The organism is Chryseobacterium sp. UF-81 (assembly GCF_058245105.1).
The window spans coordinates 46,716-71,786 of the sequence record NZ_JBSIBX010000008.1; the positions used below are offsets into that span (position 1 = coordinate 46,716).

At 37.6% G+C, this 25,071-nt stretch carries 24 protein-coding genes; 7 read left to right on the forward strand and 17 right to left on the reverse strand.

The features are described from left to right. Positions 1-45: 45 nt before the first annotated feature. Genes AC4IFE_RS12385 through AC4IFE_RS12395 form a run of 3 tightly spaced genes read right to left on the reverse strand, consistent with a single transcriptional unit; the run spans position 46 to position 3,097 of the window. A complete protein-coding gene (locus tag AC4IFE_RS12385) occupies positions 46-882 on the reverse strand; it encodes a phytoene/squalene synthase family protein (RefSeq protein ID WP_490757491.1) in 837 nt (278 codons plus the stop codon). Then, a complete protein-coding gene (locus tag AC4IFE_RS12390; RefSeq protein WP_490757492.1) occupies positions 866-2,374 on the reverse strand; it encodes a phytoene desaturase family protein in 1,509 nt (502 codons plus the stop codon). Before AC4IFE_RS12390 ends, AC4IFE_RS12385 begins: the two co-directional genes overlap by 17 nt. A gap of 57 nt (positions 2,375-2,431) precedes the next feature. Beyond that, positions 2,432-3,097, reverse strand: coding sequence for a MarR family winged helix-turn-helix transcriptional regulator (locus AC4IFE_RS12395; protein WP_490757493.1), 666 nt, complete (start codon positions 3,095-3,097; stop codon positions 2,432-2,434). A gap of 441 nt (positions 3,098-3,538) precedes the next feature. Here AC4IFE_RS12395 and AC4IFE_RS12400 point away from each other — a divergent pair, with 441 nt between their 5' ends. Continuing rightward, entirely contained in the window at positions 3,539-4,375 is an 837-nt protein-coding gene (locus AC4IFE_RS12400; RefSeq protein ID WP_490757494.1) for a GLPGLI family protein, read from the forward strand. Between the two features lie 148 nt (positions 4,376-4,523). Here AC4IFE_RS12400 and AC4IFE_RS12405 read toward each other — a convergent pair whose 3' ends face one another. Next, entirely contained in the window at positions 4,524-5,417 is an 894-nt protein-coding gene (locus AC4IFE_RS12405) for a cation diffusion facilitator family transporter (protein WP_490757495.1), read from the reverse strand. A 253-nt stretch (positions 5,418-5,670) separates the two neighbouring features. Between AC4IFE_RS12405 and AC4IFE_RS12410 the strand changes: the two genes are divergently transcribed. From AC4IFE_RS12410 to AC4IFE_RS12425, 4 genes are all read left to right on the forward strand, one after another. Beyond that, complete coding sequence (locus tag AC4IFE_RS12410; RefSeq protein ID WP_490757496.1) at positions 5,671-6,519, forward strand: transporter; 849 nt, start codon at positions 5,671-5,673, stop codon at positions 6,517-6,519. Positions 6,520-7,134: 615 nt separating this feature from the next. Continuing rightward, positions 7,135-7,881: a phage tail-like protein gene (locus tag AC4IFE_RS12415; RefSeq protein WP_490757497.1), complete on the forward strand. Its 747-nt coding sequence runs from the start codon at positions 7,135-7,137 to the stop codon at positions 7,879-7,881. A 49-nt stretch (positions 7,882-7,930) separates the two neighbouring features. After that, complete coding sequence (locus AC4IFE_RS12420; protein WP_490757498.1) at positions 7,931-8,371, forward strand: transposase; 441 nt, start codon at positions 7,931-7,933, stop codon at positions 8,369-8,371. A gap of 20 nt (positions 8,372-8,391) precedes the next feature. Then, positions 8,392-8,748 (forward strand): helix-turn-helix domain-containing protein, encoded by a 357-nt coding sequence (locus AC4IFE_RS12425; protein ID WP_490757499.1) that lies wholly within the window; start codon positions 8,392-8,394, stop codon positions 8,746-8,748. Between the two features lie 130 nt (positions 8,749-8,878). Here the strand turns inward: AC4IFE_RS12425 and AC4IFE_RS12430 are convergent, their stop codons facing one another. Both AC4IFE_RS12430 and AC4IFE_RS12435 read right to left on the reverse strand, forming a co-directional pair. Beyond that, positions 8,879-9,583 (reverse strand): hypothetical protein, encoded by a 705-nt coding sequence (locus AC4IFE_RS12430; protein WP_490757500.1) that lies wholly within the window; start codon positions 9,581-9,583, stop codon positions 8,879-8,881. Between the two features lie 283 nt (positions 9,584-9,866). Then, positions 9,867-10,742: a helix-turn-helix domain-containing protein gene (locus AC4IFE_RS12435; protein WP_490757501.1), complete on the reverse strand. Its 876-nt coding sequence runs from the start codon at positions 10,740-10,742 to the stop codon at positions 9,867-9,869. A 571-nt stretch (positions 10,743-11,313) separates the two neighbouring features. On the opposite strand from AC4IFE_RS12435, the gene AC4IFE_RS12440 reads away from it, so the two are divergent. Further along, positions 11,314-11,454, forward strand: coding sequence for a bacteriocin-like protein (locus AC4IFE_RS12440; protein WP_490757502.1), 141 nt, complete (start codon positions 11,314-11,316; stop codon positions 11,452-11,454). 199 nt (positions 11,455-11,653) lie between these two features. On the opposite strand, the gene AC4IFE_RS12445 is transcribed toward AC4IFE_RS12440, so the two are convergent. The 6 genes from AC4IFE_RS12445 to AC4IFE_RS12470 all read right to left on the reverse strand — a co-directional run bounded on the left by AC4IFE_RS12445 (position 11,654) and on the right by AC4IFE_RS12470 (position 16,620). After that, complete coding sequence (locus tag AC4IFE_RS12445) at positions 11,654-11,860, reverse strand: ArsR family transcriptional regulator (protein WP_490757503.1); 207 nt, start codon at positions 11,858-11,860, stop codon at positions 11,654-11,656. 26 nt (positions 11,861-11,886) lie between these two features. Next, on the reverse strand, positions 11,887-12,687 hold the full coding sequence (locus AC4IFE_RS12450; protein WP_490757504.1) for an HAD family hydrolase: 801 nt from the start codon (positions 12,685-12,687) through the stop codon (positions 11,887-11,889). A 77-nt stretch (positions 12,688-12,764) separates the two neighbouring features. Continuing rightward, positions 12,765-13,814 carry a UDP-glucose--hexose-1-phosphate uridylyltransferase gene (locus tag AC4IFE_RS12455; RefSeq protein WP_490757505.1) on the reverse strand — a complete coding sequence of 350 codons (1,050 nt, stop codon included), beginning with the start codon at positions 13,812-13,814 and terminating at the stop codon, positions 12,765-12,767. Next, complete coding sequence (gene galK / locus AC4IFE_RS12460; RefSeq protein ID WP_490757506.1) at positions 13,798-14,982, reverse strand: galactokinase; 1,185 nt, start codon at positions 14,980-14,982, stop codon at positions 13,798-13,800. Before galK ends, AC4IFE_RS12455 begins: the two co-directional genes overlap by 17 nt. Positions 14,983-15,041: 59 nt before the next feature. Further along, positions 15,042-15,659: a fructose-6-phosphate aldolase gene (gene fsa, locus AC4IFE_RS12465; protein WP_490757507.1), complete on the reverse strand. Its 618-nt coding sequence runs from the start codon at positions 15,657-15,659 to the stop codon at positions 15,042-15,044. A gap of 88 nt (positions 15,660-15,747) precedes the next feature. After that, positions 15,748-16,620 carry an AraC family transcriptional regulator gene (locus AC4IFE_RS12470; protein ID WP_490757508.1) on the reverse strand — a complete coding sequence of 291 codons (873 nt, stop codon included), beginning with the start codon at positions 16,618-16,620 and terminating at the stop codon, positions 15,748-15,750. Between the two features lie 156 nt (positions 16,621-16,776). On the opposite strand from AC4IFE_RS12470, the gene AC4IFE_RS12475 reads away from it, so the two are divergent. After that, complete coding sequence (locus AC4IFE_RS12475) at positions 16,777-17,373, forward strand: hypothetical protein (protein WP_490757509.1); 597 nt, start codon at positions 16,777-16,779, stop codon at positions 17,371-17,373. 120 nt (positions 17,374-17,493) lie between these two features. On the opposite strand, the gene AC4IFE_RS12480 is transcribed toward AC4IFE_RS12475, so the two are convergent. The 5 genes from AC4IFE_RS12480 to AC4IFE_RS12500 are packed head-to-tail and all read right to left on the reverse strand — an operon-like array spanning position 17,494 to position 25,051. Beyond that, complete coding sequence (locus AC4IFE_RS12480; RefSeq protein WP_490757510.1) at positions 17,494-19,527, reverse strand: alpha-glucuronidase; 2,034 nt, start codon at positions 19,525-19,527, stop codon at positions 17,494-17,496. Between the two features lie 27 nt (positions 19,528-19,554). Continuing rightward, positions 19,555-20,529: a glycoside hydrolase family 43 protein gene (locus AC4IFE_RS12485; RefSeq protein ID WP_490757511.1), complete on the reverse strand. Its 975-nt coding sequence runs from the start codon at positions 20,527-20,529 to the stop codon at positions 19,555-19,557. A gap of 21 nt (positions 20,530-20,550) precedes the next feature. Then, the gene (locus AC4IFE_RS12490) at positions 20,551-21,660 is read right to left on the reverse strand and encodes an endo-1,4-beta-xylanase (RefSeq protein ID WP_490757512.1); all 1,110 of its coding nucleotides are present in this window, start codon (positions 21,658-21,660) and stop codon (positions 20,551-20,553) included. Between the two features lie 11 nt (positions 21,661-21,671). Then, positions 21,672-23,117, reverse strand: a complete 1,446-nt coding sequence (locus tag AC4IFE_RS12495; RefSeq protein WP_490757513.1) for an MFS transporter — start codon at positions 23,115-23,117, stop codon at positions 21,672-21,674. A 29-nt stretch (positions 23,118-23,146) separates the two neighbouring features. Continuing rightward, the gene (locus tag AC4IFE_RS12500) at positions 23,147-25,051 is read right to left on the reverse strand and encodes a sialate O-acetylesterase (RefSeq protein WP_490757514.1); all 1,905 of its coding nucleotides are present in this window, start codon (positions 25,049-25,051) and stop codon (positions 23,147-23,149) included. Positions 25,052-25,071 lie beyond the last annotated feature (20 nt).

Genomic DNA, 25,071 nt, shown 5'->3' on the forward strand with positions numbered 1-25,071 from the left:
TGATTTTAAAGTTGGTAAATTCTTTAATATTCAATGGATATTTCATCACAGATAAGCAGACTTATACCGTATATAGCTTTTAAATGCAAGAAAAATTTTCTGAGAATTAGGAATTCTGACTCTGTTCGTGAGAATTTTCTGGGAACTTGTCCTTTTTATCTTCTCAAATAATGAAAGGTAATAGCGGTAAGCCAGATAAACCCCAAACATTGAAGCGCCGGGTAACTTTTTGATTCCTGTTAAGGCTTCTTTAAATTCGGCTTCAATCTCTTTTTCAATTTTATATTTTACGGAATTATCGAACACTGACATATTAATGCCCGGAAAATACGTGCGCCCCAGCATCTGATAGTCTTCTTTGAGATCCCTTAAAAAATTCACCTTCTGAAACGCAGAACCCAACTTCATGGCAAAAGGTTTAAGTTCTTCAAATTTTTGCTTATTTCCTTCCGTAAATATATGCAGGCACATCAGCCCCACCACTTCTGCAGATCCGTAAATATATTCTTTGTATAATTCCGAATTATAATTGACTTTTTGCAGGTCCATTTCCATGCTGTGCAAAAACTGTTCAATGAGATTTCTGTCGATCCTGTAATGACGAACGGTTTCCTGAAAAGACTGCAAAATGGGATTAAGAGAAATACCTTCTTCGAGGGCATGGCCGGTTTCTATTTTTAACCTTAAAAGTAATTTCTCCTTATCATAACCGTGAAAGCTGTCAACAATTTCATCTGCAAGACGGACATAGCCGTAAATGGAATAAATAGCTGATCTTATGGAAGGATTGAGGGCCAATATTCCAAGAGAGAAACTGGTGCTGTATTTTTGAGTAGTACGTTTGCTCACATCATAAGACAACTCATCAAATAATCTTTTCATTCTTTTTAACTTTAAGGTTATTCACTTCGGCTGCTACAATTTTTCCTGAAATAATGGAAGGGGGAACTCCCGGACCGGGAACAGTTAACTGTCCGGTATAATAAAGATTATGAACCTTGGCATTATTGATTTTGGGCTTTAGCACGGCAGTTTGTGATAAAGTATTGGCCAGGCCATAAGCATTCCCCTGATAAGCATTATAATCAGAAATAAAATCGCTTACACAATAACTCCTTTTATAGTCTATTCTTGACATCAGATCCTTTGCCCCGGTATGCTTTTCAATTCTGAGAAGCATTTCCACTAAGTATTTTTCACGCAGCTCTTCCTCATCATTGATTCCGGTAGCCAGTGGCATCAGTAAAAATAGATTTTCGCAATTCTCCGGGGCAACTCCAGGATCTGTTTGCGATGGACTGCAACAATAAAACAGTGGTTTGCCGGGCCATTTTTTGTTCTCGTAAATACATTCTATATGATCATCAAGATCGTTTTCAAAAAACAGGGTATGATGTTTTAAATTGGGAACTTTACCTTTTATACCCAGATAATAAATAAGACACGAAGGAGCAAATGTTCTGCTCTGCCAGTATTCTTTATTATAATTCCTCAGATGTTTGGAAAGGAGGGTTTCTGTATGATGGTAATCGGAAGAGGCAATCACAGCATCAAATTCATGCTCTTCATGATCAATGATCAATGAATGGGCTCTTGTTCCTTCGGTTTTAATTTTCTGAACCGTCTTATTAAAATGAAAAATAACTCCCTGATCTTCTGCAATTTCCTGCATGGCTACAACGAGCTGATAAAAACCGCCTATAGGATACCATGTGCCTAATGCATAGCCGCCATAGTTCATCAGGCTATACATGGCAGGAATATTTTTAGGGGAAGCGCCGAGAAATATAACAGGAAATTCCATCAGGGCTCTGAGTTTAGGGTCCGTAAAGTACCGTGAAACATAACTTCTGAAATTGGTAAGGAGATTAAGCTTTAGGGCACTGACAGCTATTTTCGGTGAAACAAATTCCATCCAGCTGTGACAGGGCTTATCTATAAACTGCTGCATTCCAATTTCATATTTATATTGGGCAGACTCCATAAACTTATCATATCTGTCCCCGGCTCCCTTCTCAACATTCTCGAATAATTGCCTGATATCACTATTGTTTTGAGGGACACAGATCTTCTCATCCGGAAAAATCATTTCAAACTGGGGATCCAGTGAAATAAGTGTAAAAAAATCTTTGGTTTTATAACCAAAATCAGCAAAAAAATTTTCAATAATATCGGGCATCCAATACCAGCTCGGCCCCATATCGAAAACGTAACCCTGAGGAGTTGTAAACTGCCTTGCACGTCCTCCGGGCCCTGAATGTTTTTCAAAAACATGCACTTCATTTCCTGATTTCGCCGCATAGGCAGCCGCTGAAAGTCCGGAAAACCCAGAACCTATAACCGCTATTTTCTTTTTTGGTTTTTCTGTTTTCATGCATTCTTTTTTTACCGTTTCCTTTGCAATAATCCTGTATCAATAAATACCTTGCATTTAATTTTTGTTCAACTGACTGTAGGCAACCTCCAAAAGTTCTCTAGAATCCAGATTCTTGCAGTATATTGAATGATGGAAATGATTTAGCTTGGAAAGCAGATCAATAAGCTTCATCTTTTCCTTATGCGTAAGATCACCCGTAACAATCTGTGATGCCTGACGGATCTTATCCATTCTGTCTTCCAGTATTTTGATTCCTTTTTCAGTGATTTTAATGACTTTCGTCCGTTTATCCGTATCGGAATCACTCTGCTCTGCCCAGCCCTGATGAATCAGGCGGTTTATAATCTGTATTCCTGCAGGTTTATCATGTACATTGATTTTTATTAGTTCTGTTTTGGACACCGCTCCAAAGGATTTAAGGGTAATCAGATAAATAAAATCTTCCTGGCTGGAAAACATGGAATCATGTATGGCAGCTTTAGAATATGATTTTGCATACCGGTTCATGTGCACAATCAAAGTATTGATAACACTCTCGGCACTCCTTCCTTCTTTTTTACCTTCCCAGTCAGGTTCAGCGTCATCATAGCTATTTTCAAGCGAAGCCGCCACCCACTCTTTGAAACCGTTTACATCATTACTGTAACCGGGATTATTTTTATTTTGGGTTTCAAACTGTTCGACCAATTCAACAACCTCTTTTATCAGAGCATAATTCATAACTATCAATTAGTATACAAATATACTTATTTTTAAATATAAAGTATAATATTACACAATAAAAATAAATACTAAAATATTTTTCACCTGCCAGGAATGATTAATTAACTTGTATTAGCATTAATGATCTGTGAGTTAACACATTAGTTTTCTGTTGATTATTTTTATATCACATTAAAATTGTGTATTTTTATTTTTTATCCCATAAAGGTGAAAAGGTATAAGCGGACCAATCAAGCTGTTTCAGCTAAATTGGTCTCCATCAGCCCTTATGACTTTATATGAAGCCTAATAAAATAGTGGAGCTTGTGATCAGCAAATACAAACGACAATACGTGTTTATCCTGTTATTAATGCTGGTTTAAGTGATCAGCAATGATTAAAAGAATGAAAGTGTATTTTAAAAATTATATATGTTATTATCTTATAAGTAATCAGTTTATGAAAAATATTTTTGCCTTAACAGCATTGTTGCTTATTATATTTATTCACTCGCAGACCCATAGATTTGTTTATGAGCTACAGTACAAAATGGATTCTGCCGATACAGGATATGAAAAACTGAACATGCTTCTTGACATTAGCCCAAAGGAGGTTAAATTTTATGGCTATAATTTACTGGAAACCGATTCTCTAAATAAAAAATTCGGGACCAACAACAGCTATACCGATATGTCCGGACAGATCGTTAAGAGAAAGATCAACACGTATGACAATACAAATTTCATTGCGATTAAAGAAGGGTATTATTCATTTAAAACAACGGATAAAATAAGCTGGGTTATTTCGGAAGAGACAAAAAAAATGGAAAATTACACCCTGCAAAAAGCTTTTACCCGATTTGGAGGCAGAAATTGGACGGCCTGGTTCTGTAAGGATATCCCTTTCAACGAAGGTCCTTATAAATTCCGTGGGCTTCCGGGATTGATTTTTGAGCTTTCGGATTCAAAAAAAAATTTTATTTACAGTCTGATAAAAAGTCAGAAGCTTCCGGATACTTTTTCAACGGATAATTTTGTAGAATCCAACTTCGGAAACAGGGCGATACCCATCAATGAAAAGCAGAAAAATAAACTGTCCCTCGATTTTTACAATGATCCTTTTGCTTTTGAAAGAAATAATTTCAGCAAAGCAAATACTAATTTGAAGATCAATATCAATGGAAAAGAGATCCACACTGTTGATGAGCTGAATACTCAGACAAAAAGCATGCAGCAAATCATCAGAAAGTATAACAATCCTATAGAGATTGACAAAGCTATTCATTACAAAGAATAACCTTGGACAACTGAAAAAATTATGTGACGTTTACAGATCCGATAGTGCCCGGAATAAGGGCTCCCTCTGCGTTTTAAGTTTCCCGCAAACTTTTATCATCCTTAAATCAGAAATTAATCATTGAATTAAAACCACCAGATATCCTTTACTATTCTGGCTGAATAATTACAAACCGAACAAGTGGAAATTCATTTTTTATATTTTCACGAATGCGTTGTATAGCCTCAGTAATCTCTTCTGTATCAAGATGTTCTTCAAAATCTATGATGAGCATCAATATTACTTCCTCCGGCGACTGATAAGTAGATAGTATGTTTTTCGTTTTTACCACTGCTGGATCTTTCTCAGCTAGTTGTGCAAGCTTTTCTCTGGTTTCGGAGGCAATCCCCTCTCCCATCAGCAAGCTTCTGCTTTCCCTGGCCAGAATAAAAGAAACAAAAACCAGTAAAAATCCTACAATTACCGATGCAAGCCCGTCTAATTCTGGGATTTGCAGCGAATGACTGATCCACATCAATATCATTACAATGATCAGCCCTGCTACTGCTGCACCATCTTCAAAAACAACGAGAAAGCTCGAGGGATCTTTGCTTTTTATAATCGCATCCCACCATCTCATTCCGTTGCGGGTTTTATTAAATTCTTTTACGGCAATAAATAAAGAAGTTCCTTCGAAAATAAGGGAAATTACCAATACAATATAATTCCAGAACGGGTCTTTCATTAATTCAGGTTCCAGAATGTGGGCAATTCCCTGGTAAATCGATAAAGCTCCTCCCAGACCAAATATTAAGATGGAAACCACAAAAGACCAGAAGTAGAGTTCTTTGCCATACCCAAAAGGATGAGCCTGGTCTGCCGCTTTTTTACTTCTTTTCATACCATATAAAAGCAACAACTGATTGGCGGTATCCACTGTTGAATGGATACCTTCAGAAATCATGGAAGAACTGTTTGTAAATCCGCCTGCAATAAACTTTGTTAACGCAATTAACAGGTTAGCGGCAAGTGCACTATAAATTGATTTTTGATTGTTGGTCATTATTTATGGGTATAAACATGACAGGGATAAAATTATTTTAAAATATCAGCGCCTGTAACTCTTTATCCGAGCCAATAATTAAATCATATAATAAAACTATTGATTTTAGTCCACAAAACAAAATGTCCGGAACATACTTTAATAAAGATTAATAAAAAGTACCACATATTATTTTTTCATTGATAATGGTCTTATTCTTGGATAATTCCTGTTACAGCCATCAAATTTATCAGAAGCATTAAAGAAAAAAACCATGAACAACTCACTTTTATTTTTGAAACTAGCTTTTGGTGCCATATTCCTTCCTTTTATATGCACCGGACAACAAGAAAAACCACATCAGAATTATTCGATTTTTAACCCGGTACCACGTGCTCAGATGAGAGAAATGGAAACCGACCGTCCGGATGTGACTGAATCTCCTTATACAGTGGATGCAGGACATTTTCAGTACGAAACAGATATAATAAGGCTGATAAATGAGAAGTCTGACCTAAAGAAGACGAATACATTACTCATCAATCAGGCCAACCTAAAGATCGGGATTACAGGCAGTACAGCAATACAAATTGGTTTCCAGACCTATGGCTGGCAAAAAGAAAAAGAAATCACTGATGGCTCTCCAATCACCAGTAACGGAATTGGTGATGTAACCCTGAGAATAAAACAGAATATAATAGGAAATAACAAAGGGGATTTTGCCCTGGCTATACTGCCCTATGTCAAATTTCCGGCCTCAAAATATGATGAAGAAAGCCGCTTTGAAGGCGGCCTGATTGTCCCGATGTCGTACAAACTGCCTGGTGAATGGAAACTTGGAATGCAAGTAGAAATTGACAGGCTCAAAGATCCGGATCAACCGGCAATGCATACTGAATTTTTACAAACACTGACTGTCAGCCATGAGTTATTTAAAGGGGTTGACGGGATAGCAGAAACGTATTATACTTACGATTTTAAATCTCATCAGTTATCGAACTACATCAACGCAGCAGTGCAAATAGAAGTTGCACGAGATTTTAAACTGGACGCCGGGATTAATTATGGAATACAGGATACCGCAGCAAAACATTATTTCATTGGTGCATCTTATCGCCATTAAACTTAAATTTTAAATAAAAGAAAGCCACACCAGCTATATTAGGTGTGGCAACAACACAAATGATGAAAAAAAAAAATTATTTACAAAAAAAATTAAATCAGTCAGCCTAAACTTCAACTGAATTTTATTTTTATTGGAACAAATTAAAGCCTTTTTTAACCAAAACTATTGATATAAAAGCGCATAAAAATGATACAATTTATTATTTGAATAGTCATATTCTGAATTGAGATACAGGTAAGCCATTTTAAAATAAATAATAGGAAAACTTATATCTGCCTTCGAGTTTCATTTTCAAATTTTATATGTATAGTCTTTGAACAGCAATTCAGTAACCTTCTTTTCCTTTGCCATACTGATCATTATTACTTTCAAAAATGTAGCTGTTTTTCGGAAATTTATACTATAAGATTTCCGAAAATGGATAGATATTCGTTTGTGTGCCTGCGATTTTGTGTTGACTTTTACACTGTTAAATGTTAGAACGTCTTTAAGCTGTGTAAGCATTAACAACAGTAATAATTGTTACAACCAAATCTAATATATACCATGAAAAAAAACTCGCTATTAGCATTCTGTCTAGTCATAACATCGTTATTTTATGCACAGGTGGGGGTGAACACTGCCAATCCTTCTGCAACGATGGATATTGTAGGAAGTCCAACTATAACCACTTCAATTGACGGACTGTTACCTCCACGGATTACAGGTGATCAATTAAAAGCTAAAGATTCTGTTTATGGTAACATTCAAAATGGAGCTATAGTATATGTTACAGCACCCGTCGGAACTTCAACCCCCAAAACAGTAAATGTCACAGCATCCGGATATTACTATTATGATGCCCCTAACAATGTCTGGGCAGCCTTTAATGGCAACAAGGAGTCAGGCGGAACAGGAACAGCTCTGTTTGCAAGCAAAAATGGTGCTTGGTCTCTAATAAACCTGGGCATTTCCGGGACAAGCTGGAATAAAATAAGCCTTACATCAACAGACACTAAGGCAGGAGTTCCAGCGCTTCTCAACAATGGAGTTTATACAGCACCCAAAACAGGACTTTATGAAGTTAAATATGAGGTGCAATTGGCAGGAGGAATTGATTTAAGTGTGTTAGGGGGCAAAAGACTAGGCATCCTGAAAAATGGCAATGCTGTATTTGAGCAGAAAATTATTGATGCTGTCCGTGTATCTATTCTTAGTGTCACACTTGCTTCGGTACCTGTTACCTCTACGACTCTTGGAGCTATTGTTCCACTGAACGCTGGTGAGACCATAACATTTGCTGTTGAAACTGGAAACGTTAATTTATCATTACTCACCGATAGTAAAGTATCTGTATCTGTATATAAGGTTTCTGACTAGTATCCAACCGTTAAACTTAAAAGGCTTTGCCTGATTATTTGCATAGAGTATGAATTATAAGAAAATACATATCGGGAAAATGATTGGCTTAAAAGTCATGGAATCAGGACTCGAAACAAGCTGTATCTGCGCGTTTTTCAAATGTGATCTGAACGAAATCAACAAAATGTATGAAGCTGAAACTTTGGATACAGAGGTTCTTCTCAGCTGGAGCAAGCTTTTAAAGTACGATTTTTTCAGAATTTACACCCAGCACCTGATATTGTATTCTCCTAAAGCAAAGCTTCGTCCCGGCACAGAAAATTATGAAGCGAAAAAGCCAGCAAGGACAGAATTGCGCAAAAACTTATATACAGTGGAAATAATAGCATTTATTATGGAGAAGATTTCTTCCGGAGAAATGACAAAATTACAGATTATAAATAGGTACGGAATCCCAAAGATAACCCTGTATAAGTGGGTATCCAAATATGAAAGTAGAGAAGCTTAAATCAAATAAATATAATTTATATGGAGAAGAATCTTACACCAAACTATAAGCTGATCTTTTTAGATATACTTGAACAAAAATTTCCGAACAGGAAAGATGTCTGCCTGCCGATATTAAGTAAAAATGAGCTATCTCAATTCGATATAATTGAGCTGAATCAAAAAATTTTTGGAGGCATTGATAAGAGCACGTTTAGTTTGAATCAAAAACACAAAGCCTATAATAAACGCAGTATTTCAAAGATTTTAAATTATCAGATTGAAAACCGTTTAAGCAATACGAAAACTGCTTCAATCTTTAAATTGAGCAGGAATACGATAGCCAACTGGAAAAAAAAGTATACCCACCTGATTTCATTTTCTGAAATCTGCAATTAGTTTATTACTCGGGAACCAATTTATCATTTTTTATTTTCAAAATATAAGGATGGTGGGAGGCCTGTAATTTCTTTAAAAGTTTTGGTGAATGAAGAAGCGGTAGCAAAGCCAGTAATTTCTGCAAGATAGCTTATCTTAATTTTTTGTAAGTCATGTCACTTTCCATCTTACTGATTATGTAATTTATCCTAAGCGTATTAATATAGGTCTTAAAGCTATCAGATTTATGTTTTTTAATAATCGCAGATAAGTATTTTACATTCGTCCCAAATTCTGTAGCAAGATTGCCCAGGGTAACCCCCTTTTTCGTAAACATGTTATTATCTTCAAAATTATTTAGCTTTGCCAGAATTAACAGCTCTGTATTAGTATTAATTGAGCTTAGTAATTTAGCATCGTTTATTTCTGTGGGGTTTATATTTATACTTTTTTCAAGCAAATAAACATCTGAATTGTTTGCATTTGCTTTTACTCTGATAAATACGATTAACCCAATAATTGTAGTTATTGAAACTGCCAAACATGAAATCAAAATTTTAATAGATGCTGGGTTCATCAATGGGCTGACGCATCCTTTGCAATCCTTAACCATTAAATTTAGTTCCCTCATCTTTTGACCGCAGCTGCAAACTATATTATTTCCTTCTGTTTTTGAGTTATTGTTCCCTAATACCAAAAACACAGGTTTAAAATTAAATTCCTTTAAAAATTCCTGAAGCTTAGGATGTCCCAATGATTTTGTCTGGTCATTTATATTTGTATAATTGCAAATTTCAAAAGAGACCCTTAAATTTTTCTTCTTTTTCAGCTTCCATTGTACAGGAAATGAAGACACAGAATATGAGGTAAAAAACGTGACTCATAATGATTGTGAGAATACCTATCAATATATTTTTTTTAAAACGACGTTATCATGAAAACGCAATAATATGGTAAATAACCTCGCGTTAGTTATCAATTTCCGAAAAAAAATGATACCTTTTTGATGTCATTTTTACTTTTCATTCGATTATGATATTGTGGACAAATATGATGATCACGATGTTCAATACAGAGATTGACAGACCGGTTGAAGAGCATACGCAAATAACCAGACCAAAAATGTTATGAAAAAGAAACTATTTTTTGGAAGAAAGGGATCTAAATTGCGATGGAGTTAAACCTGTTTTAGATTTAAAAAACTTAATGAAATTTGTTACTTCTTTAAAGCCCAACCTGTATGCAATTTCACTTATACTTTTATCGTGGTAACAAAGGTTTCTTTTGATTTCCAGAATCATTCTGTTTATCAGCCATTGCTTTGGTGTCTGCTTCTCTTCCTCTAGAAAAGCATTTTGAAGTGTCCGCAGGCTCACATTTAAATTTTCTACATAAAATTCTAAAGTATGTTTTTGGTGGATATTTTTATTAACCATAGATTTAAATTTTGACAGTAAAAGCCTGTTCTTGGAAACAGCAAGCTCTCTATCTTTATATTCAGATAATTTTTCGCCGATCAAAAGGATATTGAACAAATAATTATTTAAAATTGCGGATTGAGCTTCATGATAAGGCCTCTTAAGCTCATCATTTATAAAGCCGAACAAGGAGGAAATCTCATCAAATCTTTCCTCTACATTAAAATATGGCAAATTTAATGGATCATTAAACAAATCAGTCTGCCCAAAAAACTGGGTCTGAAATAAATTATTTTTACAAAAAAAGTCTTCAGTAAAAATCAATACCTTACCCTTGTAGTTAAAAGGCTCATGAAACTGAGTAACTTGATTTTGAGTAACAAAAAGCATACACTTGCGTTCTATATCAATTGTGTTAAAATCTATAGTATGCTTCCCCTCGCCTTCTTCGAAAAGATAAATGACATTAAATTCCGTTCTATGTGGTTGAAGCAGCTCAGTAGGTCGTAGTGACAACAACTCCGATATGCTTTTGGTATTGATATAAGAAATACCATTATCAGCATTGAGAAATGGCTCTATTATAAATGCTTCCATTGTCGTATTTTATATAAATGAAACGGCTAAGGCAGTAATATAATATTTTACAATTTTATATTTCTATTTTGAATTTAAAGTAAACCTACAAAAACTGCTGTATCATGAGGGAATACTTGTTATAATAAAAGTAACAAAAAGATCTTACAGAACTTTCCGTGAAAACGGTCATGTGTATTCCAAAAAAACTGCACCTATACCGATGCAGTTTATACACAAATGATAAAAAATATCTAGGATCTCTTATGTCCTTAATCATCTTTGAGCCTATACAACTCATTTTGATTACTGTCACAAAAATAGCTCCTAAAATCGAAATCATTTTGATAAAAAAACGTATAAAAAGGGTAAATATGCGAAATAAAGAAATAAAATTATGGTAAAAGCAATGGACGAAGAGAGTATAAGAAACACAAAAGGAATTTACGATTTTAAGAAGTCAATTACCGGTTTGTTGTTTACCGGACAACAATGAAAAACAATGTTTAATTCTTGAAGTTAAAATTTGTTAATTTTACTGTTATCTAATAATTATTTTTGAGATTTGTTTTACAAAATAAATATTATTAATATGAAAAATGTAAAAAAGCTTCAAAAAGCAGAATTAAAAAACATTCTTGGAGGTTCAAATTGTGTCAGGTTATGTTTTGTAAATGATAAATTAACATGCGTTCCGTATAATTCATGTGGAGGTCCTGGACTTGAGCCTTAAAAAGCAAGGAGTACAACAGCATTGTACTCCTTTTAACTATCGTATCAAAAATGGAATTTATCAGTTTAAATACTGATCTCTTTTAAAACACTAAAGATGAACCTTTAAAGTTCATCTTTTTCTGTTCAGAAAGGTACAAGGCATTTATACGCAATGTCTTTCTGGTTTTCCTGCAAAGATTTTTCTCTTCTACTGATGGTTATTCTGCTTTTATTTGTGAAAGGTCGAGACCGAGTTTCGTAAATTCCTCCACTACTTTATCAGTAATGTAATATTGCCGGTCTGCAGGATTATCCTTGGCAATCCACCCTTTCTCTACAAATTGTTCCAGCAGAAGCTGTCCTAATTTTCCGCCGATATGCTCATAGCAGGGTTTGGCGGGTTTTCTTCCGGTGGGTTTGTTCATATATGGGTTAGTTTTTAGAGAAGATATTAATTCAGATGAAGGTAATCCTTAATCGTTTTCAGAACTCCAAAGCTGTCATTGGTACAGGCCTCAAAATTGGCTACCTGCTTTACGTTCGGATGGGCATTCTTCATAGCGTAAGAATATTTGGCATTCTTCAGCATTTCTATATCGTTCATATAATCTCCGAAAGCCATCGTATTTTCAGGAGAGATTCCCAATGATTTCTGAAGGATTTTCAGCGCATTTCCTTTATTGATATCCTTATTCATGACATCCAGCCAATATTCTCCGGAAACTACCACTTCCAGACCGAATTCTTCAAATCTTTTAAGAGCCGGATACAGATATTTTTCAGCTCCTTCAGGATGATAGACTGCTATTTTAAAGGCTGTATCGTCAATTTTTTCCGTAAGATCATCCTTCTTCATGTTTTCAGTATAATACTTAGAGAAAAAATCCACAAACTGCTGATCTCCGGTTTCATAATAAGCCATCTTTTTAGCTGATAATACAGCTTTGGCTCCCGGTATTTCACGGATAGCCCTGATGATCTCGACAATATATTTGTATTCCAGTGTATCGGCAAAAAGCTCCTGATCTTTATAGACTACGTAGCCCCCGTTTTCAGCAATAAAGCCGATTTCGCTTTCAATTTCTCCGAAATAATGGGTAATGCCCGGCATCTGTCTTCCGCTTGCAGGTACAAACAAAATGTTTCTTTTCTTAAGTTCTTTGTAAATCTCCGAAAACTCAGGACTCATTTCATGGCTGGAATTGAGAAATGTCCCATCCATGTCCGTCACAATTAATTTAATCTGCTCCATAATTTTATTGAGAAATGCAATATTCCGTAGGTATCAGAATCACAATTTGCATATTCTTTTTCAAAGATATTGATTTATTATTTTTTTTTGTAATGAATCGTGGGAAGGTTTCTTAATATTGCGGCACTTTGTTCCGGGGTAATGTCCCGCTGAGGTTCTGCCAGCATTTCATATCCTACCATAAATTTTTTAACTTCCGCGCTTCTGAGCAACGGAGGATAAAAATGCATATGAAAATGCCATTCCGGATGTTCCATGCCGTCTGTAGGTGACTGGTGGATTCCTGCAGAATAAGGAAATGATGTTTCAAAAAGATTGTCATAAATCGTGGTCAGATCCTTGAGTACAGCGGCAAGAGATTCTTTTTCATCTTCAGAAAATGCCGCAATATTTTCTCTTTTCTGTTTACTGATAATCATTGTTTCGTAAGGCCACGATGCCCAAAACGGCACCAATGCGGTAAAATGTTCATTTTCTGTGACAATGCGCTCTGCAGCTGAAATTTCCTGTTGAAGATAATCTTCCAGCAATGTTCTTTTATTCTTTCCAAAATAAGATTTCAGCTGATCCTGTGTTTTCTGAACCATAGCCGGAATTGACGACTGTGCCCATATCTGGCCATGCGGATGAGGATTGCTGCAGCCCATGATGCTGCCTTTGTTTTCAAAAATCTGAATATAATTGATAGGGTCCAGTGCCGCCAGTTCATTGAACTGCTTCTGCCATACATCCACTACATTTTTTATGTCTTCCACAGGCATTTCCGGTAAGGTAAGACTGTGGTCGTCAGAAAAACAGACTACCCTGTTGATTCCGCGTTCCGGAAGAAGGGTAAAAAATCCGGAGGATTCTTCAGAAAAATCAACTTCTTCATTCAGCAATGCTCCGAAATCATTATCAAAAACATATGTTCCTTTATAGGCAGGATTCCGGGCTCCGTTAGCACGCTGATTTCCAGAACAAAGATAACATTCCGGATCGTAAGAAGGGCGGTTTTCTTCCGATGTTTCCTCTCTCTGTCCCTGCCATGGCCTGTTTGCCCGTTGTGGAGAAACCAGTATCCATTCATCCAATAGAGGGTTGTATCTTCTGTGGGGATGCTTATTACGGTCAAATGATGTATTCATTGGTATATTCTTTTATTCCGTCGGAAATTTTAACCTGATAAACTTTCATCCGGATGTTGAAATGTTCAAGATATTTTTCACTGATGGCTTTAATCACTTCTTCAGCTTTATTTTCCTGAATAAGGTTGATGCTGCAGCCTCCGAAACCGCCACCCATAATTCTTGCTCCCAATACCCCTTCCTGCTTTAATGTATTTTCCACTAAAAAATCAAGTTCATCACAGCTGACCTCAAATTCAGTTGAGAGCCCGACATGGGTTTCCGTGAGAAGAGTTCCCAGATACTCCATATTTCCTTCTGAAATAGCTTTTGCTGCTATTTCTACCCTCTGAATTTCTTTCAGCAGGTAAAGACATCTTTTGTATGAAATACTTCCCATTTCTTCTTTTACATGCTCAAGCATTGCCAACGTAAAATCTCTGAATTTTTCAATTTCCGGAAAGTTTTTCCATAAGACTTTTTTCCCGTGTTCAACATCTTTACGTCTTTCATTGTAGCCGGATGTCAGATGGCTATGCTTTACACAGCTGTCAAAAAGCAGCAGGCTATATCCTTTAAGATCAGCATCAAAATATTGATGTTCCAGGGAATGGCAGTCGAGCATGATCACTTTATCTTCCTTCCCGAAAACGGAAGCAAACTGATCCATAATTCCGCACTGGACTCCTGCAAAAGTATGTTCTGATTTTTGCCCGATCACTGCAATCTCTTTTTTGGACAGCTGAAGATCAAAAAGCTCATTGAGAATGTAGGCAAAACCACATTCAAGGGCTGCGGAAGAAGAAAGTCCGGCTCCCATCGGGATGGTACTGCTGAAAACAATTTCCATTCCGCAAAACCGGTTTTCCGGCTTCTGCAACTGGCTGAAAACGCCCAGAATATAGTTCATCCACATCTGCTGAACCGGTTTTACCTCCATCGTAACATCAAATGTATATTCTTCTCCGAGGTCTTTCGCGATGATCGTACAAAAATGGGTCTGTGGCAGCTTGCGGACAGCAAAACAGATGTATTTATCTATGGCAGCAGGAAGTACAAATCCGTCGCTATAGTCTACATGCTCACCGATAATATTGATTCTTCCGGGAGAAAGGAAAATATGTTCGGGTTCTGATTTGAACTCGTTTTTAAATTTTTCTACAGTGGGGTTAATTAACTGTTCATGCATAACCATCTTTTCTCTGCCTGGTCTTATTTCATTTTTTGTGAATCTTTGATGAAATGATCCTATCCTGAATCTGTCAGCGGATGTTTAAGCAGAGAAAGTATAGGAGCCAGCGGACAGGTCACGACATCAGCTCCGATCTTTGCACAGTTGATAATATGCATGCTGTGTCGGACTGAAGCAGCCAGTATTTGTGTCTGAAAAACATAATTATTATAAATCGTTCTGATTTCCGATATCAGGTGAAGACCATCTGTAGAAACATCATCCAGCCTTCCCAGAAACGGAGAAACATAGGTGGCTCCTGCTTTGGCAGCCAGCAATGCCTGCCCGGCAGAGAAAACAAGCGTACAGTTTGTCTTTATTCCTTTCTCAGAAAAATAACGGATGGCTTTGATTCCATCTTTCGTCATTGGAACTTTTACAACAATTCTTGGATGTAACGCAGCAAGCTCTTCACCTTCTTTAACCATTTCTTCGAAAGTAATTCCCAATACTTCAGCACTTACATCCCCGTCCACGATTTTACAGATTTCAAGGTAATGATGATGTATATTCTGTTTTCCGGAAATTCCCTCTTTTGCCATCAACGAAGGATTGGTGGTAACCCCGTCCAGAACTCCAAGGACATGAGCTTCCTCTATCATCGCCAGGTTGGCGGTATCAATAAAAAATTTCATAAATGTGACTATTATTTATAAGTGTTAAATTTACACTTATATTTTAATAAATCATCATGAGAATGTAAATTTTATTGCCTGTAGAAAATTATTCTGTGAAATAATTAAATTCTTTCCTGTATTGGGAAGGGCTTTTTTGGATATATTCTTTAAAAGTTTTATTAAAATAGCTGAAATTATTAAACCCGGATTCAAAGGATACTTCCGTAATGCTTAAAGGCTGTTCTGCAAGAAGCTTTAGAGCGTGGGTAATCCTGTACTCGTTCACAAACCGGGTGAAAGTTTTGTTCGTAATTTTTTTAAAGTAGCGGCAAAAAGACGGTACTTTCATATGGGCAAGATCAGCCACTTCTTCCAGCGTAATAGCTTCTTTGAAATGATCTTTCACATAATTAAATATCAGATTGATTCTTTCATTGTCTTCAATCTGGGTCTGCAGATAATATTTTCCTGCATTCAGGATCCTGTAATCCTGGGTAACGGACAGCTCATCTAATATCTTCAGAAATCTGCACAGCTTGTCCAGAGAGGAAGCTTCATGCATCTCAACAATCTCTTTCCCTATTTTTTTCTTCATCTCTTCTCCGAATACGATTCCTGCCTTTGACTTTTCCAGCAATGCCGAAATCCGTTGCATCTCCGGTATATCCCAGATCGGTTCTCCTAAAAAATCGGGTTTAAACTGGATCACCATCTCGTAATCATTATAAGTGTTTTCATTGGTGAGCCCGCAGTGGGGAAGATTACTTCCTATCAGAACCAGGTCTCCATCTGAAAAATAGGTAATGCTGCTTCCGATCTGTCTTTTTCCGGAACCTTTGCAGACAAAAATCAGTTCAATCTCGGGATGGTAATGCCAGACATGGGATTTTATATTCTCATTGGCTAGAAATTTCAGGCTGGTAAAACTGCTTCCTATAGTCGGCCTGATTGCTTCAAAAGAAGGATTTACATGTTTCATAGACCAAAAATAAATAATTTCATATGCAAAATTAACAAATAATACACCAATAACATTAAATAAAGTTAATATAGTGCATAAATATGGGAATTTAATTATAGCCTGAGAAGTATTGCTGCCATAGCTTTGCAATAGTAATTCTAAAAGCCTTAACCCATGAGCACATTATTAAAAGCCGTATTTTTTGCAGGAGCCTTATTGTTCTCAGCAAATGTAATGAGTAAGGACAGAGATTTTTCCCTTTCCTTTGGAAACGTACAAGCCAAAACTTTAAGCTTTGAGCTTTCAAATGCCAGAAGTGTATCTGTTTTTGTTTACAACAGTGCACATGACGAGTTATTTTCCGAAAATCTTGCCGATGGGGACCATGTGACAAAGACCTATGATCTTCAGAATTTTGAGCCGGGAACGTATTATCTGGTAGCAGAATCGGAAGTGAAAATAGAAAAATACAGAATAAAAATCACAGACGGAAATGAAATAGAAGTGGAAAAAACACCAGTAAGCGCAGTCAACAAGCCTGAATATTTCGTTTCTGGGCATATGGCAAAGCTGCGTATGTCTGATGTAAAAGGGCCTGTAAGCATTTCAGTATATGATCTTTCCAATACAACCTATTATACTTCGAACAAAGAATATGCTGACGGCAAAGTGGATCTTACTTTTGATCTGGATCCAAAAACAGCAGATCAATATATCATCCGTGTTGAAGAAAAAGGAAATGTTTTTAATAAAATAATTTCTCTAAAATAAATTCACATTTTCAGACTAATTATATACCCATTCCGTATTATACGGAATACAATTTTCACGTACAGTTTTTTTTATGAGGCAGCTCTCATTTCCGGTCAGGAAAAAGAGCTGCCTCATTTTTTAATTGTGATGGGTCATATCAAGTTTGATATTTTTCAGATCTTCCAGCTCATGAACAGGGCGTTCTATGTCATAAGGAATAGGCTTTTTTGAAAAAGTCTGGAAATACAGCAGGCAGGCATCTTTCCACCATACCGCGTCCCTGGACTGAATTCTGAGCTTGGACTGAACATCAGCAAACCGCTGTTCGTCTATATAAGGCTCCATCTTGTCCCATATTTTCTGATAGCCCCTTACCTTTTTCACTCCTGAATCATACGTATAGCACAATTCATCCCACAACGTTTTTCCGTCTTTCATTGTATAATCCCATGGAACATGATGAAACCACAGAATAAGGTTTTCCGGGCAGGTTGAGATATTTCCATACTTTTCATTGAGTGGCGGAAAATACTGTGAGACAGCATTACTTCCTGTTTTTGTTCTGTCAAATCCTACTCCCTGAGCATCAGCCTGATGGTAATAGACAGGTGACCAATCCGGTCTTCCGCCTTTATAATCTCCCCATGGTTCAGGCCCATAGTGATGTCCTCCGGCGAAAATATGGTGCAGTCCTAAAGGCATCATGTAATCCACGGCAGTTTCTCTGGACGAAAGCATGATTTCCCTGACCGGATTCAGGAAGTTCTGATCATCGGTAAACGTCATTTTAATCCATTCATCTGCAATCTGCTCTGAACTCAGCTCATGATTCCATGCTAATCTGCCGAATGCATACCAGTTGGCCTGGGCAAAATGATGCCCCGTCCAGTTTGTATCTTCCCCGATATTGGCAACGGCTGAAATGGCTGTAATTTCTGCTGGTCTTAATGTTCCGTCCGTAATTTTCGCAATCGTGGATCCCTGACCGTCAGAATAGGTATCACTTTCCAGTGTTTCTTTGAATAAAGGAGCCAGAAAAACAAGATGATTTGAAAAGCCCAGATATTCCTGTGTGATCTGAAACTCTACCATTTCTGAAGTTTTTCTCAAAGCACCGAAAAGAGGATTAAACGCTTCACGGGGCTGGAAATCAACAGGACCGTTTTTGATCTGGATAATCACATTATCTTTAAATTTACCATCCAGAGGAACAAATTCAAGATAAGCCTGTTTGGCTCTGTCGTCTTTGCTCGGACTATAGACAAAGGCTCTCCACATTACGATTCCATGGTAAGGTTTCAATGCATCAGCCATCATATTGGCTCCGTCTGCATGGGTTCTTCCATAATCCTGAGGTCCCGGCTGCCCTTCGGAATTGGCTTTCACCAAAAATCCGCCGAAATCAGGAATCAGTCTGTAAATTTCAGCAGCTTTATCTTTCCACCATTTTTGTACGCCTTTATTCAGTGGATCTGAATTTTGTAATCCTCCCAGAACTTTAGGTGAAGAAAAATTCACGGAAAGATATACCTTTATGCCATAAGGTCTGAAAATATCAGCCAGAGCCCTGACTTTTTTAAGATAATCTTCCCTAAGCATATTGGGAGATGCATTCACATTATTCAAAACAACGGAATTGATTCCCACAGAAGCATTCGCTCTCGCATATTCTTCATAACGGGGAGATATTTTTCCGGGTAAATCTTCCCATTTCCAGAGTGATCTTCCGGCATAGCCTCTTTCAATACTACCGTCCAGGTTGTCCCAATGGTCCAGAACCCTTACATCGTATGAAGGTTTTTCAACACTGTTCAGGTGAGACAGATCGGCTTTTGTCTGCTGTAACCGTAAAATATGATAGACACCATACAATAGTCCTATTTCCTTGCCTGCAGAAATAACGATTTTTTCAGACGTGGAAACAATTCTGTAACCGTCTTTCAGATTTTTCTCTTTATTTTCCGTACGAAGTTCCACCGCCTGCCCCTGCCAGTGGCTGCTCAGCTCTTTTCTGGCAATGTTCAGCGTAGGACTGTTCCCTTTAGAAATGATTTTATCTGCTGATATGCCGTTTTTTGCAGGAAACCGAAGCCATAGCTGACTTCCGTCCTCCGCGAAAACCAGTAACGGAATGGTCAGAAAAAATAGAATGTATAGTCTCAGATATTGCATTGAATAATTTTAAATGATTAAAGATGACTATGACTGTCCTTCCAGACCTTCAATCGTTTTGATTTTGCCTTCATGATCGTATTCCAGTTCAATCACTTTCATACTTCTGAGCCATGTTTTGCCTCCACTTGGCACAGAATCATGGAAAAACAGGTACCATTTTCCTTTAAATTCCACAATGCTGTGATGGGTAGTCCACCCTACCACCGGAGTGAGGATTTCTCCCTGAAAAGTAAACGGTCCGTAAGGATTATCTCCGGTTGCATAGCAGATCAGGTGGGTGTCTCCCGTAGAATAAGAAAAATAATATTTACCGTTGTACTGATGCATCCATGAAGCTTCAAAAAAGCGGTGCTTATCGCCATGAAGCAGTGGCTTCCCGTTTTCATCGAGGATGATAACATCTTTAGGCGCTTCCGCAAATTCAAGCATGTCATCACTCAGCAGAACCACCTTTGAATGAATCGCAGGTTCATCATTTTCAGGAATTACAGCAGATTCAAGGGCTTTATTATCTCTGTAGCGCTGCAATTGTCCACCCCAGATTCCTCCGAAGTACATATAGTATTTGCCATTATCTTCAAAAATGCATGGATCAATGCTGTAACTTCCCATCATCGGATATTTTTCAGGAATAAAAGGACCGTAAGGCTTATCACTTACTGCAACTCCTATTCGGAAGATATCATTCTGATCTTTCAGAGGAAAATACATATAATATTTCCCGTTTTTAAAGGCAACATCGCAATCCCAGAGCTGTCTTCCCGCCCATGGAATATCTTTTACCGAAAGTACTACGCCATGATCTTTAATTTCGCCGCCATCCACATCATCCATTGAAAAGACATGATAATCATTCATGTCGAAATGGTCTCCGTTATCATTTTCTTCAATTCCGCTTTCACGGTCATGAGAAGGATAGATATAGATTTTATCTTCAAAAACGTGAACGGAAGGGTCTGCCATATAATCTTCCGGGAATAAATATTTTGATTTTTTCATTAAGTAAAAATTCTATTGATTTTAATTTTTCTCTGCAAGCTTTATTATTTTTTGTACCACAGGTTTTTCGTGGTCTTTCCTGTCAAACAGTAATGGGTAATCTGTTCTTCCTTTCACCGGAAAATCGTTTTTCCAGGACTGCTTATCGGTAACACCCCATAAGGTTACCCTTCTTATTTTATCTTGGTGTTTCAAAAACAAATCAAAGAAATCAAGGTAACGTTTTTCCCATTTCATTTCTACCTCATTGGGAAGCCCTTTTGTGTAAGGGTTCATTTCTTTCTGATAGGCAACAGTATCTGAAACATTGGCGGAGCTTCCCCATGGAGAAGGCAGTGCACTAATTTCCAGCTCGGTAATATTAACTTTAACGCCTGCATTGGAATAAGCCAGAATTGCTTTCTCATATTCCTCCATGGAAGGGGTGTCCATGCCGACGTGGGCCTGCATTCCTACTCCATCAATACGGATTCCTCTTGATTTAAGATTTTCAACCATTTTGATGACCGTTTTCACCTTTTCAGGATACCATTCATTATAATCGTTGTAATATAATTCTGCATTGGGATCGGCTTCCTGTGCATACTGAAATGCCAAAGGAATAAAATCTTCGCCCAGGATTTCGTAAAATTTACTTTTTCTGTAAGATCCGTCTTCAAGAATGGCTTCATTCACCACATCCCATCCTTTTACTTTTCCTTTATAGCGGGAAACTACTGTTGTAATGTGGTTTTTCATGCGTTGTTTCAATACTTCCGGAGAAACATCTTTCCCACTTTTATCTGAAAAAAACCATTTTGGAAGCTGTGAATGCCAGATTAAAGTATGCCCGATGATGAACATATTGTTTTTCATCCCGAAATCGACAAACTTATCGGCATCATCAAAAAAGAACTTTCCTTCCTGAGGCTGCAGAAACATAGATTTCATGCAATTTTCGGCAACAATAGAGCTGAACTGTTTTCTGATGATCGCTACTGCCTTCTGGTCTGTCCCGTCAATCTGGGGAAGGCTCATGGCGGTTCCGATGTAGAATTTATCCTGAAAAGCTTTTTTCAAGGACCCGTCAGATTTCTGCGCCGACAGACCGGAGACGGCAAAAGCTGCCAAACCAATTAAAATACGTTTCATATTGATAGTTTTTATTTTCTTCTTTCCGCCAGATCCTTTTCAATCTGAACTTCCATTTTTTTGTTGATCTTATACCCTAAAAGCAGTCCGCAGGCAATAAAAAACGGTATGGACGGAAATATACTCACCAGCATTTTGGCTCCTGCAGCCACTGTTTCAGGCTGAATAACCTGTTCGTTCCCGTGTACCGAAATGTATCCGTATTTTCCTATGATCATAGCTACCAGAGAGCTTCCTATGCTGAGACCTACTTTCAGTCCTACCATCATCGCAGAGAAAATAATAGCTGTTGCTCTGCGGTTGTTCTTCCATTCCGAATAGTCGGCCACATCAGCAATCATAGCCCATAAAAGCGGAGTGCTGATTCCGTAAAAGAATCCGTGTAAAATCTGTGATAAGAACATGATTCCTACCGCTTTTGGCGGATAAAATATAAAAGCCAGGATAAACAGTGTAGAGATGAATAATGAGGCAATAAAAGTGTCACGTTTTCCAAATCTGTCTGCCAGTCTTTTAGAGAAGGTAATCCCGACGATCATCATCACAATTCCTCCTGCATTAAACAATCCGAATCCTGCAGACTTTGGATCTTCTCCGAAGAAATTCATTCCGGCAGCATTAAAAAATGCCGTAATGGGTGAGATCAAACTTTTCAGTGCATTTTCATCCACATAATTGTTAAAATAGTATACATAAGATCCTCCTTTCATGGCCAACGTGATAAATATAAATGCTGTCACAGTAAGCATAATAATCCATGGTCTGTTCTGGAATAAATCTTTTAAATCCTCTTTCAGACTTGATTTCTGTTCCGGCTTGGGAATAATTCTTTCCTTGGTGGTAAAAAAAGTGATTAACAACATTACTGATCCGATCACAGCCAACCATGTCATGACGGTTTCAATTCCCTGTGCCTTGTCTCCATGTCCTACATATAAAATAATGGGAAGCATAAATACCTGCACAAAAAACTGGGCAAACATTACTGCTACAAAACGGTAAGAAGAAATACTGTTCCTTTCCCCCATATCTCCCGTAATAACACCGCTCAAAGCAGCATAAGGTAAGTTATTGGATGCGTACAATAAAAGTAATAATGAATAGGTAACCGCAGCATAGATCATTTTACCCTGATAGGAAAAGTGAGGGGTACTGAATGCTAACAGTGCAGCAATACCAAGCGGTACAGCTGTAAATAAAATCCATGGACGGAATTTTCCCCATCGTGAGCTTGTACGGTCTGCCAGTGCTCCGATAAGCGGATTAAAGCCAAAACCGGCAATTAAACCTACGGTAAGAGTGATCACAGAGGCATCCTCTGCTTTGAGTCCGTAAATATCTGTGTAAAAATAGGTTAGATAGGTAACTAAGGTCTGAAAAACAAGGTTGGCCGCCAGGTCTCCCAGGCTGTACCCCACTTTCTCTATTACCGATATTTTTTGTGGCTGATTATCCATTGAATTTGATAAGGTTTTCTATGTTAAATTTAATTTTCTTCTGTTGTAAAAGGTGAAGCAGGAAGTCCGGTTTTGTTTTTAAGGTTTCCATCCGGGTTATCTGCCCAATCGTAGCGTACATTAGCCGGGCTGGTTACCTGATCATTCCATACAATGACTTTATTACCTTTTGCTTCTGCTTTTGCCCATTGGTACCTGCCGTCTTTCTGCTGTATGGCAAAACCTTTCAGTTCTCCCTGTACCAGGTTATCTGTTTCAGGCTTAAAGGATAGAATAATGGTGTTTCCTTCTGTTTTCATCGACTGGTAAACGGGACCGTCAGCAATTATTTTTTTGCCTTCCCCGATTTTCAGGGCCTGTAAAGCCAGCCTGTCACCCACTGCTTTTTTATTGAGCGGATGAATATCATTCCATTCTCCCAGATCAATGGTTACTGCCAGTCCTGCATAAGGAACATGGAGAGAAACCTGTCTCTGCTGTTCTCTCAGCTCAGCCCAATTGCTTTCAAGGGGTTCATCTTTTTTCTCCATGAAATTGGCCAGCTGTACAATGAAGAACGGCAGATCGTTCTTGTTCCATTTTGAACGCCAGTCTGAGATCATTGTTGACAGCAAATCTCCGTATTCTTTTGGTTTTCCTGTATTGCTTTCCCCCTGGTACCAGATAAATCCTTTGATTTTATAATTGATCAGCGGATGAATCATGGCATTATAGAGCCCTACCGGTTTCCAGCGGATAAATGTTTGCCCGGGAGCCATTTTTTCCATTTTGGCTCCGATTTTATATTTCCACTCGCCTTTAAGGTCTGTCTTTTGCCCGTCAATTTCCAGGTAATACGGCTTATCAGCGATAAACTGTCCTTTTCCGCTGCCATTGGTCACTCTTACTGTAATGATATTCTTTCCTTCTTTTAAAACACCCTTCGGAATGTCGTACCAACGTGGCGGATATTCATAGGTGACATTTCCTACTTTGATTCCGTTGATGTAAGTAACATCAGCATCTTTTATCCTTCCCAGATTTAAAAATGCTGTTTTCTGATCTACTCCTTTAGGCAGAATAATTTCTTTACGGAACCATACGGAACCGTCAAACGAACCTTCCTGATCCTCCCATGACCCTGGCACAATTGTGGTTTTCCATCCTGAATCATTTGCGTTATCTTTTTCCCAGTGCTGATTCAGTCCGATATCACTCTGATCAAGCTCTGCATACCATGCTTTGCTCAATGATCTTTCCTGGGATTCCGTAGATTGTATCAGTTCATCATTTTTCCATTTTTCTGCTTCAGCCAGATATTCCGGATATTTTTTCAGTGATTTTTCATCCATCCAGGCCTGAACCGGAGATCCTCCCAGACTGGTATGAATAATTCCTACAGGAACTTTATTTTTTTCGTTCAGTTCTTTGGCAAAAAAATAAGCAACTCCTGAAAAATTAAGAATGGTCTGAGGGTTTGTACTTTCCCATTTTCCTCCGTCAAGATCATTTTGCGGAGTTTTAAAATTATATTTCTGCGGAACCGTGAAGAATCTTATATTCTGATTATCCGCATTTTTAATTTCATTTTCATAAAGAGGCGTCAGTCTGCGCATCGGAAGCTCCATATTGGATTGTCCTGAAGCTACCCATACATCGCCAATAAGAATATCTTTAAGGGTGATCTCATTAATCGTCATGATAAACGGACCGCCGGCATTAAGCTTTGGAAGCATAAGGGTCCAGTTTCCGTTTTGATCAGCTGTGACATTATACGTCTTATTGATAAACTTAATGGTAATTTTTTCTCCTGCATCTGCATAGCCCCAGATCTTCAGGTCCTGGTTCCTCTGAAGGATCATTCCATCTGAAACCAAAGCAGGAAGCTTTACTTTTGCATGAAAACTGCAAATTGCTGTCAGAAAAAATAATAAGTATAGGGTTTTGTTTTTCATGGGAAAAATCTGTTTTTAGA

Coding starts and splice junctions, on each gene's coding strand:
- AC4IFE_RS12470 (WP_490757508.1), bottom strand. CDS start 16,620: ATGAAACATGTAAATCCTTCTTTTGAAGCAATCAGGCCGACTATAGGA.
- AC4IFE_RS12425 (WP_490757499.1), top strand. CDS start 8,392: ATGGAGAAGAATCTTACACCAAACTATAAGCTGATCTTTTTAGATATA.
- AC4IFE_RS12400 (WP_490757494.1), top strand. CDS start 3,539: ATGAAAAATATTTTTGCCTTAACAGCATTGTTGCTTATTATATTTATT.
- AC4IFE_RS12455 (WP_490757505.1), bottom strand. CDS start 13,814: ATGAATACATCATTTGACCGTAATAAGCATCCCCACAGAAGATACAAC.
- AC4IFE_RS12405 (WP_490757495.1), bottom strand. CDS start 5,417: ATGACCAACAATCAAAAATCAATTTATAGTGCACTTGCCGCTAACCTG.
- AC4IFE_RS12395 (WP_490757493.1), bottom strand. CDS start 3,097: ATGAATTATGCTCTGATAAAAGAGGTTGTTGAATTGGTCGAACAGTTT.
- AC4IFE_RS12445 (WP_490757503.1), bottom strand. CDS start 11,860: ATGAACAAACCCACCGGAAGAAAACCCGCCAAACCCTGCTATGAGCAT.
- AC4IFE_RS12480 (WP_490757510.1), bottom strand. CDS start 19,527: ATGCAATATCTGAGACTATACATTCTATTTTTTCTGACCATTCCGTTA.
- AC4IFE_RS12440 (WP_490757502.1), top strand. CDS start 11,314: ATGAAAAATGTAAAAAAGCTTCAAAAAGCAGAATTAAAAAACATTCTT.
- fsa (WP_490757507.1), bottom strand. CDS start 15,659: ATGAAATTTTTTATTGATACCGCCAACCTGGCGATGATAGAGGAAGCT.
- AC4IFE_RS12390 (WP_490757492.1), bottom strand. CDS start 2,374: ATGAAAACAGAAAAACCAAAAAAGAAAATAGCGGTTATAGGTTCTGGG.
- AC4IFE_RS12475 (WP_490757509.1), top strand. CDS start 16,777: ATGAGCACATTATTAAAAGCCGTATTTTTTGCAGGAGCCTTATTGTTC.
- AC4IFE_RS12490 (WP_490757512.1), bottom strand. CDS start 21,660: ATGAAACGTATTTTAATTGGTTTGGCAGCTTTTGCCGTCTCCGGTCTG.
- AC4IFE_RS12435 (WP_490757501.1), bottom strand. CDS start 10,742: ATGGAAGCATTTATAATAGAGCCATTTCTCAATGCTGATAATGGTATT.
- AC4IFE_RS12500 (WP_490757514.1), bottom strand. CDS start 25,051: ATGAAAAACAAAACCCTATACTTATTATTTTTTCTGACAGCAATTTGC.
- AC4IFE_RS12450 (WP_490757504.1), bottom strand. CDS start 12,687: ATGGAGCAGATTAAATTAATTGTGACGGACATGGATGGGACATTTCTC.
- AC4IFE_RS12385 (WP_490757491.1), bottom strand. CDS start 882: ATGAAAAGATTATTTGATGAGTTGTCTTATGATGTGAGCAAACGTACT.
- galK (WP_490757506.1), bottom strand. CDS start 14,982: ATGCATGAACAGTTAATTAACCCCACTGTAGAAAAATTTAAAAACGAG.
- AC4IFE_RS12420 (WP_490757498.1), top strand. CDS start 7,931: ATGAATTATAAGAAAATACATATCGGGAAAATGATTGGCTTAAAAGTC.
- AC4IFE_RS12410 (WP_490757496.1), top strand. CDS start 5,671: ATGAACAACTCACTTTTATTTTTGAAACTAGCTTTTGGTGCCATATTC.
- AC4IFE_RS12485 (WP_490757511.1), bottom strand. CDS start 20,529: ATGAAAAAATCAAAATATTTATTCCCGGAAGATTATATGGCAGACCCT.
- AC4IFE_RS12495 (WP_490757513.1), bottom strand. CDS start 23,117: ATGGATAATCAGCCACAAAAAATATCGGTAATAGAGAAAGTGGGGTAC.